Annotated in this window: 17 protein-coding genes; 8 read left to right on the top strand and 9 right to left on the bottom strand. The window is 74.9% G+C overall.

Translation table 11 applies throughout. The annotated features are described in order from the left end of the window. Positions 1–100: 100 nt before the first annotated feature. Positions 101–958 (bottom strand): SDR family oxidoreductase, encoded by an 858-nt coding sequence (locus QSK52_RS15900; protein ID WP_285736706.1) that lies wholly within the window; start codon positions 956–958, stop codon positions 101–103. Positions 959–1,119: 161 nt separating this feature from the next. Between QSK52_RS15900 and QSK52_RS15895 the strand changes: the two genes are divergently transcribed. The 3 genes from QSK52_RS15895 to QSK52_RS15885 all read left to right on the top strand — a co-directional run bounded on the left by QSK52_RS15895 (position 1,120) and on the right by QSK52_RS15885 (position 2,966). After that, complete coding sequence (locus tag QSK52_RS15895) at positions 1,120–1,494, top strand: winged helix-turn-helix transcriptional regulator (protein WP_285736705.1); 375 nt, start codon at positions 1,120–1,122, stop codon at positions 1,492–1,494. Positions 1,495–1,984: 490 nt separating this feature from the next. Beyond that, positions 1,985–2,137 carry a hypothetical protein gene (locus QSK52_RS15890; RefSeq protein ID WP_285736704.1) on the top strand — a complete coding sequence of 51 codons (153 nt, stop codon included), beginning with the start codon at positions 1,985–1,987 and terminating at the stop codon, positions 2,135–2,137. Between the two features lie 10 nt (positions 2,138–2,147). Beyond that, positions 2,148–2,966, top strand: coding sequence for a hypothetical protein (locus QSK52_RS15885; RefSeq protein ID WP_285736703.1), 819 nt, complete (start codon positions 2,148–2,150; stop codon positions 2,964–2,966). Positions 2,967–3,041: 75 nt separating this feature from the next. On the opposite strand, the gene QSK52_RS15880 is transcribed toward QSK52_RS15885, so the two are convergent. Further along, positions 3,042–4,082, bottom strand: a complete 1,041-nt coding sequence (locus QSK52_RS15880) for a mechanosensitive ion channel family protein (protein ID WP_285736702.1) — start codon at positions 4,080–4,082, stop codon at positions 3,042–3,044. Positions 4,083–4,236: 154 nt separating this feature from the next. Here QSK52_RS15880 and QSK52_RS15875 point away from each other — a divergent pair, with 154 nt between their 5' ends. Next, complete coding sequence (locus tag QSK52_RS15875) at positions 4,237–5,241, top strand: YihY/virulence factor BrkB family protein (protein WP_285736701.1); 1,005 nt, start codon at positions 4,237–4,239, stop codon at positions 5,239–5,241. A 120-nt stretch (positions 5,242–5,361) separates the two neighbouring features. On the opposite strand, the gene QSK52_RS15870 is transcribed toward QSK52_RS15875, so the two are convergent. Further along, positions 5,362–5,985, bottom strand: a complete 624-nt coding sequence (locus QSK52_RS15870; protein WP_285736700.1) for a helix-turn-helix domain-containing protein — start codon at positions 5,983–5,985, stop codon at positions 5,362–5,364. 67 nt (positions 5,986–6,052) lie between these two features. After that, a complete protein-coding gene (locus QSK52_RS15865; protein WP_285736699.1) occupies positions 6,053–6,835 on the bottom strand; it encodes a hypothetical protein in 783 nt (260 codons plus the stop codon). 151 nt (positions 6,836–6,986) lie between these two features. Here QSK52_RS15865 and QSK52_RS15860 point away from each other — a divergent pair, with 151 nt between their 5' ends. Further along, on the top strand, positions 6,987–7,400 hold the full coding sequence (locus tag QSK52_RS15860) for a hypothetical protein (protein ID WP_435053263.1): 414 nt from the start codon (positions 6,987–6,989) through the stop codon (positions 7,398–7,400). Between the two features lie 56 nt (positions 7,401–7,456). Further along, a complete protein-coding gene (locus QSK52_RS15855; protein ID WP_285736698.1) occupies positions 7,457–7,813 on the top strand; it encodes an immunity 51 family protein in 357 nt (118 codons plus the stop codon). A 111-nt stretch (positions 7,814–7,924) separates the two neighbouring features. Here QSK52_RS15855 and QSK52_RS15850 read toward each other — a convergent pair whose 3' ends face one another. The 4 genes from QSK52_RS15850 to QSK52_RS15835 all read right to left on the bottom strand — a co-directional run bounded on the left by QSK52_RS15850 (position 7,925) and on the right by QSK52_RS15835 (position 11,133). Next, positions 7,925–8,689, bottom strand: a complete 765-nt coding sequence (locus tag QSK52_RS15850) for a transglycosylase family protein (protein WP_285736697.1) — start codon at positions 8,687–8,689, stop codon at positions 7,925–7,927. 571 nt (positions 8,690–9,260) lie between these two features. Further along, positions 9,261–10,028, bottom strand: coding sequence for a type I methionyl aminopeptidase (gene map, locus QSK52_RS15845; protein WP_285736696.1), 768 nt, complete (start codon positions 10,026–10,028; stop codon positions 9,261–9,263). A 144-nt stretch (positions 10,029–10,172) separates the two neighbouring features. Then, the gene (locus QSK52_RS15840; protein WP_285736695.1) at positions 10,173–10,376 is read right to left on the bottom strand and encodes a hypothetical protein; all 204 of its coding nucleotides are present in this window, start codon (positions 10,374–10,376) and stop codon (positions 10,173–10,175) included. A gap of 163 nt (positions 10,377–10,539) precedes the next feature. Further along, positions 10,540–11,133 (bottom strand): TetR/AcrR family transcriptional regulator, encoded by a 594-nt coding sequence (locus QSK52_RS15835; RefSeq protein WP_285736694.1) that lies wholly within the window; start codon positions 11,131–11,133, stop codon positions 10,540–10,542. Between the two features lie 126 nt (positions 11,134–11,259). Between QSK52_RS15835 and QSK52_RS15830 the strand changes: the two genes are divergently transcribed. Next, positions 11,260–11,727, top strand: a complete 468-nt coding sequence (locus tag QSK52_RS15830; RefSeq protein WP_285736693.1) for a nuclear transport factor 2 family protein — start codon at positions 11,260–11,262, stop codon at positions 11,725–11,727. A gap of 46 nt (positions 11,728–11,773) precedes the next feature. Continuing rightward, entirely contained in the window at positions 11,774–12,094 is a 321-nt protein-coding gene (locus QSK52_RS15825) for a helix-turn-helix domain-containing protein (protein ID WP_285736692.1), read from the top strand. A gap of 126 nt (positions 12,095–12,220) precedes the next feature. On the opposite strand, the gene QSK52_RS15820 is transcribed toward QSK52_RS15825, so the two are convergent. Beyond that, the gene (locus QSK52_RS15820; RefSeq protein ID WP_285736691.1) at positions 12,221–12,904 is read right to left on the bottom strand and encodes a class I SAM-dependent methyltransferase; all 684 of its coding nucleotides are present in this window, start codon (positions 12,902–12,904) and stop codon (positions 12,221–12,223) included. Positions 12,905–12,917: the final 13 nt, after the last annotated feature.

The raw sequence follows: 12,917 nt of genomic DNA, 5'->3' as shown, positions 1-12,917 counted from the left end.
GGCAACTCTCCGGGTGATGACAGGGTCGTGCACGGTCACGGAACGAATGGAACGAGGGGTGAGCACCCCGCGGCGCGACGGCCGCGGGGCGCGCGGACGGTCAGCGCAGCGCGGCGGCGATGGCGTCGGACAGGGCAGTGGCCGGCCGGCCGATCAGGCGGCTGAGGTCGCCGGATCCCGTGTACAGCTCGCCGCGGCTCATCCCGAGGTCGGCGTCGGCGAGGACGTGCGCCAGTTCGGCGGGCAGGCCGACCCCGGTCAGCGCCTCGCTGAGCCGGTCCGCGGGCAGATCGGTGTAGGTGATCGGCTCCCCGGTGGCCGCCGAGACCGCCTCCGCCAGCTCGGCCAGGGTGAACGCCTCGTCCGCACCCAGCTCGTACACCGCGCCCGCGTGGCCCTCGGCGGTCAGCACGACGGCGGCGGCCTCCGCGTAGTCGGCGCGTGACGCGGCGCTGATCCGGCCGTTGCCCGCGGCTCCGATCACCGTTCCGCGCCGACGGAACAGGGGCAGTTGGGCGGTGTAGTTCTCCAGGTACCAGCTGTTGCGCAGCAGTGTGCTGGGGACCTCGCGTTCGCGCAGGTACTCCTCGGTGGCGCGGTGGGTGCGAGCCAGGATGCTGGTCGCCGTGTCGGCCTGCGTCATGCTCGTGTACGCCACCAGCGACACGCCGGCCGCCACGGCCGCGTCGACGGCCCGGCGGTGGTTGGCCGACCGCTCGTCCACGGTGGTGGTGGACACCAGCAGCAGCCGGTCCGCCCCCTGGAACGCCGCCGCGAGGCTGTCCGGCTCCGCGAAGTCCGCCCGGCGCACCACGACGCCGCGGTGGCCGAGGTCCTCGATGCGTGCGGTGTCCCGTCCGGTCGCGACGATGTCCGCGGCGGGGACTCCGCGCCGCAGCAGCGCCTCGACGGTGAGCCTGCCCAACTGGCCTGAGGCTCCGGTGACGACGATGGACATGGGATCGCCCCTTCCTGCCGCGAACTCTCCTCGCGGCGTGACGAACCCAGACTGGCCTGGTCACTCTCCATCGGTAAGTAGCCACTTGCTGGTAAGGTAACCACCTACGGGAAAGTATCGAGGTGAGTAGAGTGGCGACTGCCGAGAATGTGACGGAGCCCATGGCGTCCTGGGATCCGTACACGCGCGGGTGCCCCTCGCGCGACCTGCTCGACCAGATCGGCAGCAAGTGGGCGGTGCTCGTGCTGGGAGAACTCGGCAAGCACGGAGCCTGCCGGTTCACCCGGTTGCGGCAGCGGCTGGCCGGAGTGAGCGAGAAGATGCTCACCCAGACGCTGCGCACGCTCGAACGCGACGGACTGGTCCGGCGGACCGTGTATCCCGAGGTGCCGCCCCACGTCGAGTACGAGCTGACCCCCCTCGGCCAGACCCTGCGGGGACCACTGCGCGCACTCACCCAGTGGTCGGTGGAGCACGTCGACGAAGTCCTCGCCGCTCGTCAGGAGTACGACGTCCGCGCCGAGGGCACCGCCTGAGCCCCGCGCCCACGGCCGCACCCACGCCGCGCAAGTCAAGGGCTGGACCGGTACCTGCACCACCTGCACAGCCGCCCCCTCCCCCGCACAAGAACCGGACACAGCACCAGAACCTGACGAAGCACCACTAGGATGCCGCCCGTGCGCGGACGGACCCGTCCGCCCCGGGGGGATTCGATGAGGACCCAACTGCACCTGGTGCGCGCCACCCACCTCCTGCGTGCCGCGGGAGCGCTGTTGCTGCCGGTGTCGCCGGTGAGCAGCCTGCCGGTCCTCCTGCGCTCCGACCGGTACGGGCCGACGGCGCGCGTCGCCCCCCGTCGGCGCGTTCTTCGGCTGCACCCTCCCGGGCAGCGCGTGGTGGTGGGCCCGCTCCTTCCGGAAGCGGCCGGCGAAGCCGCTGGACGAACTCCCCGAGCGCTTCGCACTCCCGTCCGAGCAGCGCGAGCTCGCCCCGCTGTGGCGCCGGCTGAGGGGTGCGCCGGTCCTGGTGCTGGTGGTCGCGGGCCGGCGGGGCCTGCAGAGCGGGCGGCCCGGCGGCATGCTGCTGGCGGGCGCGGCCACCGGCCTGCTCGTCCACCTGCTCGTCCCCGGTCCCGGCCACACCGGCACCCGGCCGTGGATCGCCCGCGAGCCCTCCTGAGCGGGCCCCGGTGAACCCCCTGCTGCTGCCGTACGTCCGGCGCACACCCGTCCTCCCGGCCGCCGCACCGGACTTCGTGACGCCGCTGGGCCCGCTCGCGTTCACCGCCGAGCTGGACGGCGTCCCGCTGCCCGCGCGGCCCGACCGGTCGTGGCGGCTGCCGTCCGGGGCGCTGGTGGTCCGCTGGGACGGCCGGGGGGTCGAACTGGAGCTGCTGGTCACCGCGTACGAGCCGGAGCCCGTCGGGTTCGCCCGCACCGCCGCGGGGGCCTGCGGGGCGCTGTGGTGCCTGCGCACCCGGCGCGAGGTGCGCCGCCCGGTGTTCACCGCCGCGCTCACCGGCCCGCCGCCCGGCACCTCGGCCGACTACAACGGCAGCCAGGGCGTCGCCTCGCTGGAGGTCGCGGGCGGCGGCTTCGAGCTCGCGCTGTCCGGCGACGACGCCGAGGCGATCTGCGAGCGCGCGGACGGCGACCCGGACGTCCCGGCCCGCTGGGCCGCGCACCGGGAGGCGATGTACCGGCGCTCGGTCCACTGGGGCGAGCACTACCTGTACGAGCGGTGCGCGCTGCGCTGGACGCTGCCCGAACTGCTGCCCGGCGAACACGTCCTGCTGCCCGCCTCCGCCGCCTGGCTGCCCGTCGACCCGGAGGCCGACCCGGACGCCGAGGGCGACGGCGCCGCCTGGTGGGGTGCGCTCACCCACCCCGACGCGATCCTGGCGGCGGCCGCCGCCGGAGTGCCCGAACCACCCGCGGCCCGGCGCCGCAACGGCACCCGCCGGGCCGGCCGGATCGGGCCGCCCGGCCCGCCCGGCCTGACGGACTGACGGCTGACGGCTGGCGGCTGGCGGCTGACGGCTGACGGGGCGTCGGCCGCTGACCACCGCTCAGCTGACCGTCGCTCAGCCCTCGTCCCGCCACGTGGCCCGCTCCCCCGCGACCCCCTCCCCCGGCGCGGCCGCCACCGCGAGCCGGGGCAGCGCGTGCGGGTGGTGCTCGCGCAGGAACGCCACCAGGTGCTCGCGCAGGTCGCAGCGGAGCTCGAAGGCGTCGGCCGCGTTGGCGGCGGTGGCCAGGGCGCGCACCACCAGGGTGCTGGGGGTGGTGTCGACGACCTGCAGGGCGCTGCCCTCACCGTCCCAGCGCGGGTGCTTGGCCAGGTAGGCGTCGAACTCGGCGCGCAGCAGGTCGACGGGGGTGCTGTGGTCGAGGTGCAGCAGGGCGGTGCCGGTGATCCGCTCGGAGCGGCGCGACCAGTTCTCGAACGGGCGGCCCGCGAAGTACGACATCGGCATGACGATCCGGCGCTGGTCCCAGGTGGCGATCACCACCGCGGTCAGGGTGATCTCCTCGACGGTGCCCCACTCGCCGCCGACGACGACCACGTCGCCGATCCGGGCCAGGTCGCCGAAGGCCATCTGGATGCCCGCGAACAGGTTCGACAGCGCGCTCTGCGCGGCGATGCCCGCGACCACGCCGACCAGTCCGGCCGAGGCCAGCAGGCTGGTGCCGACCACCCGCACCGCGGGGAAGGTCATCAGCATCGCGGCCAGCGCCAGCAGCGCGATCGCCGCCTGCAGGATCCGGCTCAGCAGCCCGGCCTGGGTGCGGGCCCGCCCGGCCCAGGCCGCGTCCCGGCGGCGCACCGCGAGCCGCACCGCCCCGTCCAGCAGCAGTGCGGCGGCCCGGGCGGCCAGCCAGCCGCAGGAGCCGATGGCGGCCAGCACCAGCAGGTGGACGACCCCGTCGGGGGCCCGCACCCACGGCATCGCGGCCAGCAGCAGCCCGCACCCGGTCACCGCGAGGATGGGCTTGCGGCAGCCGCGCAGCACCTGCGGCACCGTCCCGGCCCGGGCGGACAGGCGGGTGGTGGAGAGCTCCACCACCCGGTCCACCCCGTACAGCACCAGCCCCACCGCCGCACCGGCCACGACCAGTCGCACCGCGCTCCACCACACCTGCCCTGCCTCCTCGACGTTCGGCTCCGGGTCCTCCGGCCGCCTTTCCGCCGCCCGGGGGTTCACACGCGCCGACCGGGCATACGCGCGTGTGCCGTCGGTCACCGCGTGCCGCCCGTCACCGTGAGGAGCCCGTGCCGTGAACCCCGTCGAACGCGCCCTGCGCGCCGTCGACCGCACCCAGCAACGTCACCGCCCGCTGGCCCTGGTGGTCGGCGTGGTCAAGAAATACGGGGACGACCGGGGCGGGCTGCTGGCCGCGCTGATCACCTACTACGCCTTCGTCTCGCTGATCCCGCTGCTGCTCTTGCTCTCCACCGCGCTCGGGTTCGTCCTGCACGGGCACCCGGACGCGCAGCGGGCCGTGGTGGACTCGGCGCTCGCCGACTTCCCGATCATCGGCGACCAGTTGCGCAGCAACGTCCACTCGGTGCAGGGCAGCGGTCTGGCGCTGGTGGTCGGCGTCGCGGGCCTGCTGTACGGCGCGCTGGGCATCGCGCAGGTGCTGCAGCACGCGATGGCGGAGGTGTGGAACGTCCCCGGGGTGCGGCGGCCGGGCTACTGGCCGCGGCTGGGCCGCAGCCTGGCGCTGTTCGCGGCGCTCGGCACCGGCCTGCTGCTGTCCACGGCCGCGGCGGCGCTGGTGGGCACGGCGCTGGGCGGCCCGGCGGCCCGGATCGGCGGGCTGCTGCTGTCGGCGGCGCTCAACTCCCTGCTGTTCCTGGCCTGTCTGCGGATCCTCACCCCGAAGGAGGTCCCGTCCCGCGCCCTGCGGCCCGGCAGCCTGCTCGCGGGCCCGCTGTTCACCGTCCTGCAGGCCTTCGGCGCCGCCCTGGTCGCCCACCAACTCCGGCACGCCACCGCGGTCTACGGCTTCTTCGCCACCGTGATCGGCCTGCTCTCCTGGCTCTACCTGGCCGCCCAGATCACCCTGTACGCGGCCGAGTGCAACACCGTCCTCGCCCGCCGCCTGTGGCCGCGCTCCCTCCTCCAGCCCCCGCTGACCGGCCCGGACGAACAGGTCCTGGAGGACATCGCCCGCCAGGAGGAGCGCCGCCCCGAGCAGCACGTGGACGTCGACTTCACGGACCCGCCCGAGGACCCACCGGAGGACGCACCGAAGGACCGGGACGGCTCGGACTAGTGGCGCCGAGCTCCGGGCTCAACCGGATCGAGGCCCGGTTCACCACCCTGCGCTACTTCGCCCTCGACGGCACCGACCGTCCCAGCGCCAAGGCCGCATGGTGACGCCGCCACCTGTCAACTACTGGGTGCTGCCGTCGTCGAGTCCGGCGATGACCCTGACGTCCGCTTCCGACATGTCCAGGACCCGGGCGATCAGGCGGACCTGCAGCACGTTCGGATTGTGCCTGCGGCGGAGCATGTGGATGGTGGACGTCGACAGTCCGGCCGCCCTGGCCATGTCCCCGACCGGAATCCCACGCAGGTTCATCAAGCCGGCGAGCATCCGTCCGAACGGGTGCGGCTCCGGCTGTCCGGCAGGGGCAACGGCGGGGCCGATGACAACGTCACCGATCTTGGCCTGGAAGCGGATCAGCCGGTCGCCGGTGAACCCGACCTTCGCGACGAACGGCAGGCTCTCGCCGTTGCCGGAAACGACCGTTCCCGGGATTGACACCTCGGTGAACCTCACGGCGGGATCACAGCGGTGATCCCCGGTCTCTGCGGGAAGACCCGGCTGGACCCGGTCGACCTTCCAGTCGCGGTTCCACCACGGAAGGTCCTGCAGCACCTCGTTGAAGAAGGGCAGCAGGACGGTGACGTCCACCGGGTCCGGAGGATTCTTCTGACCCACCCACAGGACACCGGGCCAGTACCTCAGTGCCGCGATCACGTCCGCCGTCAGCGCGCGGTTGGCAGTCTCCACGGCCACACCCTCCCCCGGTCGACGGAGCAGTGTCCCACGAACCGGGCAATCGTCGTCCGATGCGGCACTAGCTCCGGTCCGGCGGGGTGTCGTACGCGCGGGAGAGCACCTGCACCCGGCCGGTGGCGGGGTCGTGGCGGACGGTGTCGAGGCCCAGCCGGTCGAGCTCGGCGACGGTGTCGGCGTGCCGGGTGGTGTGCAGCGGGAGCATGCCGATCTTCGGGTGCTGCGGGCCGCGCTCGACCTCCTCGCCGAGCAAGGTGCGCATCAGCAGGTCGGCGGAGGCGGAGGGGAGGTCCTCGTCGACGGCGACGTGCAGCATCAGGTGCTCCTCGCCGGTGGCCTCCCAGCGCACCAGGGACACCCAGGCCGAGCGGACGGCCGGGAACTCGCGGATCCGGCGCGCCAGCGCGTCGCGCAGCGCGACCGCGAGCGGGTCGGTGGACCGGGAGAGCCGCATGGCGGCGCCGGGCCCGTACGCCGCCCACTCCTCCAGCGTCCGGGCGGAGAAGACGCCCTGGCCGTCCGCGGAACGGATGCCGAGCACGCCGACGCCGGTCCGCTGCAGGATGTCGCGCAGCCGGGCCGCGTCGCAGTGCACCATCGCGGCGGCCGAGGGCAGCAGGTCCGCGCCGACCTCCGCGCCGGTGAAGGCGAGCAGGGTGGGCGGCTGCTCGTCGTCGGGCAGGAACATCACCTTGCCCGCCGCGGTGACGGGCACGAACGCCCCGCCCGCGAAGAGTGCGGTGAGCACCTCCACCGGTTCGGGCTCGTCGCCCCGGCCCCAGCGGTCGAGGAGTGCGGCGAGGGCGTCGTTGGGCGCGGTGCGTTCGCTCACGGGTTCGGTCACGGGCGCAGCGTAGCGCCCCGCCGGACCTGCGCCAACGGCCCGCACCGGGGCGTGAGGTCCGGTCACCCGCCTTCTCCGGCAGGGCAGTTGGCCCCGGCCGGGCGCCCCGCCTGTCCATGATGCGGATACCCCGGTCAGCGGGCGGCCCGGCGTGGTCGACTGGACCGCGCCCGTCCTGCGCCCACCGCCCTCCGGCCCCAAGGAGTCCGCCATGCTGCCCGCGCTGCCCTCGCTCGACGGACTGGAGTTCGCCCCGGTCTCCCGCCCGGAGCAGGGCGAGGTCGACCCGGGCACCCGGTTCGCCTACCACGAGGACGACGGCCTGGTGTGGGCCGACTACCGCGGCGGCGAGGTGGTGCACGGACACCTGGTCGGCACCCGCACCGGCGACACCGTCGACTTCCGCTACGTGCAGCTCAACCGGGCCGGGGAGACCAACTCCGGCCACTGCACCAGCGTCCTGTCCCGCCTCCCCGACGGCCGGCTGCGCCTGGACGAGACCTGGCGGTGGGAGTCCCGCCCCGGTGCGGGCACCAGCGCCGTCGAGGAGGTCCTCCCGCACTGACCGCCGGGCCCCCGGACCGAACGGCGTTGTCGGCGGCCGCCGGTAGCGTCCGGGCCATGACTGATCGTGAGACCTACGCCCCGCTGGTGTTCATCGAGTACGACCACAGGCCCGGTTCGTACGGCCTGATGCTGACGGACGACCGGATGGTCGAGGTGGACGAGGTGTTCGAGGCCGCGGGGCAGCAGAACGGCGGCTACGGCTGGGAGGCGGTGGCGCGCTCCGCCGTCCGCTCGCGGGCACCGCACCTGGAGGGGCGGTTCGGGTACGACCCGGAGGCCGGCATGTTCGTCGCCTACGGGGAGGACGCGGCGGCCTTGCGCGAGCTCGGCGCGCTGCTCTCGGGCGCGTTCCGCGACCGTCCGGCGCTGCGCGAGCTGATCGACGCCGCCGAGCCCGACTGGTTCGACTGACCGCCCCGCCCCCGGGCGCGCGGGAACGCCGACGGCCACCCCTCCCGACATGAGGGGTGGCCGTCGGCGTGCTGGGTGCGGTCTCCTGGCGGAGTCCGGTCCGGGGACGGATCAGACCGACAGGACCTGGCCCGGGTAGATGACGTCGGCGGAGCCGCCGATGGTCTGGGCGTTGGCGCTGAACAGCGCGTCCACGGTGGTGCCGTTGGCGGCCGCGATGGCGCTCAGGGTGTCGCCGGACTTGACGGTGTAGGTGCCGCCGCCGGTGTTGCCGCCCTTCTTCCAGGACTGGTGGCCCTGGTGGGAGGACGTGCCGCTGTCCGTGGTGTTGGTGGCGGCCGGGGCGGAGTCGGTGGTGGCCGACTTCGCGGACTTGGTGCTGGTGCTCGCGGAGCCGTTGCTGCTGGAGCTGGAGGTGCTGGTGCTCGCGGTGGACGAGGAGGTGTCGACCTGGGCGGCGGCACCGCCCTTGGTCAGACCCGCCTGCACGGAGCACACCGGCCAGGCGCCCGGGCCCTGGTCGGCCAGGACCTTCTCGGCGACCGCGATCTGCTGCGCCTTGGTGGCCAGGTTGGCCTGCGGGGCGTAGGCGGTGCCGCCGTACGCGGCCCAGGTGGAGGAGGTGAACTGCAGGCCACCGTAGAAGCCGTTGCCGGTGTCGATCGACCAGTTGCCGGTCGACTCGCACTGGGCGACCTTGTCCCAGGTGGACACGTCCGCGGCCGAGGCCGAGGTCGCCGTCACGAGGCCGGCCACCGGGAGGACGGCCACCGCGCTGCCCGCAACGACGGCGGCCCGGACGCGGTTGCGCTTCCGGTTGCCCTGCTCGGCGGTGGTGGCGGTCTTGGTGGCGGCAGTCTCGTTACGGAAGATCATGCGATTCCTTTCGGATGCCCCGGGCAGGCAAGGCGGAACCAGGGGCCCGGAAGGGCCTGCGGTCTCTCGCGCTTGTGGATCGGACGGCGCGGTCGAGGTCCGACCTGCTCTCCGTCGCGGTCACCCTGCCCGTCGGGCGGCTCGGTTGCCGCTCCGGGGCGTTGGTTTCGGGTGATCCCGGGTAGTGCGCCCTGCACTGGTTACGAAGCTACGGGCGATCCGCTCGAACTCCAAGCATTCCAAGGTTTACGCAGGTCAGGGGCTTGTTACCGCCGGTACAGGGGCCCTCGGCGGCCACCTCGACCGCGATTTCCCGGGCCCGGCCGCCGACGGCTGTGACCGGGCTCACCGGTTTTGGCCGCCTCCGGCCGGGGAACCGCACACCCTCCGTGGCCCCCCGCTGACGGCGCGCCGACTGTCCAGCGATCCGCCTATGGGACGGGCCACAACGACCACCCACCGTCCACCGGCCCGTCACCCGCCGTGGCCGAACTCGCCCTCCCGGCCGGTCCGTTCGGGCCGCGGCCCCGCTCGGGCCGCGTCCCACCCGCTCCCCCGCCCGGGCCGCGCCTCAGGAGAGGGCGGTCAGCACCCGGGGGCCGTCCTCGGTGATCGCCACCGTGTGCTCGGAGTGGGCCCCGCGCGAGCCGTCCGCCGAGCGCAGCGTCCAGCCGTCCGCGTCCACCCGCAGCCGCGCCGTGCCGGTGCACCACCAGGGCTCCAGCGCCAGCGTCAGCCCGGGCTTCAGCTCCAGCCCGCGCCCGGGCCGTCCGACGTTCGGCACGTGCGGGTCCTCGTGCATGGTGCGGCCCAGGCCGTGCCCGCCGAAGTCGGTGTTGATCCGGTAGCCGGCGCCCTGCCCGACCGCCGCGATCGCCGCCGAGACGTCCCCGATCCGGTTGCCGGGCACCGCGGCCGCGATCGCCGCGTCCAGCGCGGTCCGGGTCGACTCCGCCAGCCGGACGTCCCGCTCGTCCGGGGTGCCCACGATGACGGTGACCGCCGAGTCGGCCACCCAGCCGTCGATCGACACCGCGAAGTCCAGGCTCAGCACGTCCCCGTCCTGCAGCACGTAGGGGTGCGGCTGCCCGTGCAGCACCGCGTCGTTCACCGACAGGCAGATCACGTTCCGGAACGGGCCGCGCCCGAACGACGGCGCGTAGTCCCAGTAGCAGGACTCGGCCCCGCGCTCCGCGACCAGCTTCCTGGCCCGCAGCTCCAGGTCCATCACGTCCCGCCCCACCTCGGCCAGCCCCGACAGCTCGGCCAGCGTCTCGGCGACGAACCGGCCGGTGACGGCCATCTTCTCGATCGCCTGCGGAGTCTTCAGCTCGATCACGGCACAGCTCCCTGCACGACGGCCGCCCGGCCGCCCGGTCGAAAGAACCACCGGTATTTGAATACCGGCAGCGGACAGCGACACGCTAGCAGTCCCGGTATTCAAATACCGCCCGCCCCGGGTCCGCACCTCGGCCGGAGGCGGCTACCGGTCCGCGAGGAGCAGGACCGAACCGGCCACCACCGCGAGGACCAGCAGGAACGCCAGCAGCAGCGCACCGACGACCAGCGCGGCGACCCCGGCGCTCACCGCCAGCCCCCACCGCGCCACGCGCTCGCCGCGCTCGACCTCGGCCGCGTAGCCGCGGTCGTCGTACCAGTCCCCGCCGACCTGCTGGCACACCCCCATCGAAGCGGCACCCCTCTCCTGACGCCCGGGACCGGGCCGCTCGGGCCGCCCAGACAGCCCCGCCCTGCCTGCCTGCCTGCCTGCCTGCCTGCCTGCCTGCCGCGACAGTAGCGGGTGCGCCGGGCCGCGGAGCGCGCACCCCGGGGGCGGGACGGGCGGCCGCTCAGCGGGCGGCGTCGAGCAGCACCTCCACGGCGGCGCGGGCGCGACGGGCCGGGGCCGGATCGGCGGTGATCGCGGCGGTGACGATGGCCCCCTCGGCGAGGAGCTGGACGGCGGAGGGGTCGGGCAGACCGGCGGCGTGCGCCCAGTCGGCGAGCTGGGCGTGGAAGGCCTCCTTGTGGGCGCGCACCTCGGCGAGGACCGCCGGGGAGGCGGGGCCGAGTTCGCCGAAGGCGTTGATCCAGGCGCAGCCGCGGTAGCCGGGTTCGGCGAACCAGCGGCCCAGCCAGTCGAACGCGGCCAGCAGCCGGGCCCGCGCCCCGCCCCCGTCCACCCCCTGCTTCGCGCCCGCCTCCTCGACGGCGGCGGACAGCTCGGCCCGCCAGCGCCGGTCGCGGCGGCGCAGCACGGCCACCACCAGGTCGTCCTTGGTCGGGTGCAGGCGGTAGATCCGCTTGAGCGGGAGGCCGGAGGCGGCCCGGACCTCGTCCATGCCGACGGCGCGGACGCCCTTCTCGTAGAACAGCGCTTCGGCGGCGTCGAGCAGCGCCTCGCCGTCCCGGCGGGTCTGCTGCTCGGTGAGCGGGGCGGGCATCGGCGGCTCCGGTTCCGGTTCGGGCCCGCGGGGCGGCCCTTGACGTGGAGAACGGTCGTTCCCTAGCGTAGGCCCCGCCACGATGGAGAACGACCGTTCTCCACCTGCCACACCCTGGAGGCCGCCATGTCCGAGGACCGCCCGCCCCGCCCCCCGTTCACCCGCGCCACCGCCCTGGCCAAGGTCCGGGCCGCCGAGGACGCCTGGAACACCCGCGACCCCGAACGCGTCGCCCTCGCCTACACGCCCGACACCCGCTGGCGCAACCGCGACACCTTCCTCACCGGCCGCGCCGAGGTCACCGCCTTCCTCACCGCCAAGTGGCAGCGCGAGCACGAGTACGCCCTGCGCAAGGAGCTCTGGGCCTTCGGGGACGACCGGATCGCCGTCCGCTTCCAGTACGAGTGGCACGACGCGGACGGCCAGTGGTGGCGCAGTTACGGCAACGAGCTGTGGGAGTTCGACGCGCACGGCCTGATGCGGCGGCGCGAGGCCAGCATCGACGACGTCCGGATCGACGCCGCGCAGCGCCGCATCCACGGCCCCCGTCCCGCCGGGGAGCCCGGCGGGACGGAGGAACTGCCGCTGCACTGAGCTGGGGGCTTGGGCGAGCGCCGGGACGGTTCAGTAGCGTGTCCGCATGGTGCGAGTCCCCCTGACCCCCGAGCAGATCGAGGCCGGCCGCCGCCTGGGCGCGCTGTTCCGCGAGACCCGGGCCGGCCGCGACCCCGCCACCGTCGCCCACAGCGCCGGGATCTCCCCCGAGACCCTCCGCAAGATCGAGATGGGCCGCCTCCCCAGCCCCGGCTTCGGCACCGTCGTCGGCCTCTGCGCCGCCCTGGGCCTCCCCCTCGACACCGCCGCCGGCGTCTGGCTCGGCGCGGACCCGGCCCCGCGCACCCCGCCGGAGGCCCGTGGCACGGCGGGCGCGGCGGGCACCGCGGGCGCGGGAGTGCGCTAGGACGGAGCACCCCGCCCTCCGGGCGGCCACCGTCGACGGCTCCCCCGGAACCACCTGGGCCGGGCCCGTCACCGAGCAGCGGCCCGCCGCCCCGCGCACCCGCCGGACGTGACCACCGCCCGGGCGCTAGCGGCAGGCCAGGACCGCGTACCGCTCGTCGTGGACCGGGCCGCCCCAGAGGGCGGTGTCGGACTCGAGGGGGTGGACGTGCAGGTCGTGGACCAGGGGGCGGAGGGCCGCGGTGAGGGCGGAGGCGGGGACGCCGCCGGCCCAGGGGAGGGCTTCGGTGCCGGGGGCGTAGGGCTCGACGGGGGCGTCGGCCTCGCCCCAGCGGCCTTCGACGAGCAGCAGGCGGCCGCCGGGGCGCAGCAGGTCGGACCAGGCGCGGAGGGCGGCGGGCGGGTCGGGGAGCGTCCAGACCAGGTGGCGGGAGAGGACCGCGTCGTAGCGGTCGGCGCCGGTCGGGGGGTTGCTCGCGTCGCCGACCAGGAAGCGGCCCGCCAGCCCGGCGGCGGCGAACTTCTGCCGGGCCCGGTCGACCATCGCGGGGGCGAGGTCGACGCCGGTCACCCGGTGCCCGGCCTCGGCGAGGAGCAGGGCGAGCGAGCCGGTGCCGCAGCCGACGTCGAGGACGTCGAGCCCCTCGCCGGGCAGCCAGTCGGCCAGGCGCCGCTGCCAGGCCCGCCGGGTGGCGGCGTCGAGCAGGCCGTGGTCGGGTTCGCGGTCGAACGCGGGGGCGGCGGCGTCCCAGTACGCGGCGACGGCGGGGAGCGGGTCCGACGGGGAGGGCGGGGTGAGCGGGTCGTTCATCCGCACACCTTCC

The sequence above is a fragment of the Kitasatospora phosalacinea genome, assembly GCF_030268885.1.
Taxonomy (GTDB): domain Bacteria; phylum Actinomycetota; class Actinomycetes; order Streptomycetales; family Streptomycetaceae; genus Kitasatospora; species Kitasatospora phosalacinea_C.
The sequence above is the reverse complement of the archived record's forward strand: the minus strand, read 5'-3'. Positions and strand labels throughout refer to the sequence as shown.

Bases quoted from the DNA above. Each gene is read 5' to 3' on its own strand.
- QSK52_RS15900 (WP_285736706.1), bottom strand. From the start codon at position 958: ATGTCCATCGTCGTCACCGGAGCCTCAGGCCAGTTGGGCAGGCTCACC.
- QSK52_RS15895 (WP_285736705.1), top strand. From the start codon at position 1,120: ATGGCGTCCTGGGATCCGTACACGCGCGGGTGCCCCTCGCGCGACCTG.
- QSK52_RS15855 (WP_285736698.1), top strand. From the start codon at position 7,457: ATGACTGATCGTGAGACCTACGCCCCGCTGGTGTTCATCGAGTACGAC.
- QSK52_RS15850 (WP_285736697.1), bottom strand. From the start codon at position 8,689: ATGATCTTCCGTAACGAGACTGCCGCCACCAAGACCGCCACCACCGCC.
- QSK52_RS15840 (WP_285736695.1), bottom strand. From the start codon at position 10,376: ATGGGGGTGTGCCAGCAGGTCGGCGGGGACTGGTACGACGACCGCGGC.
- QSK52_RS15835 (WP_285736694.1), bottom strand. From the start codon at position 11,133: ATGCCCGCCCCGCTCACCGAGCAGCAGACCCGCCGGGACGGCGAGGCG.
- QSK52_RS15830 (WP_285736693.1), top strand. From the start codon at position 11,260: ATGTCCGAGGACCGCCCGCCCCGCCCCCCGTTCACCCGCGCCACCGCC.
- QSK52_RS15825 (WP_285736692.1), top strand. From the start codon at position 11,774: ATGGTGCGAGTCCCCCTGACCCCCGAGCAGATCGAGGCCGGCCGCCGC.
- QSK52_RS15820 (WP_285736691.1), bottom strand. From the start codon at position 12,904: ATGAACGACCCGCTCACCCCGCCCTCCCCGTCGGACCCGCTCCCCGCC.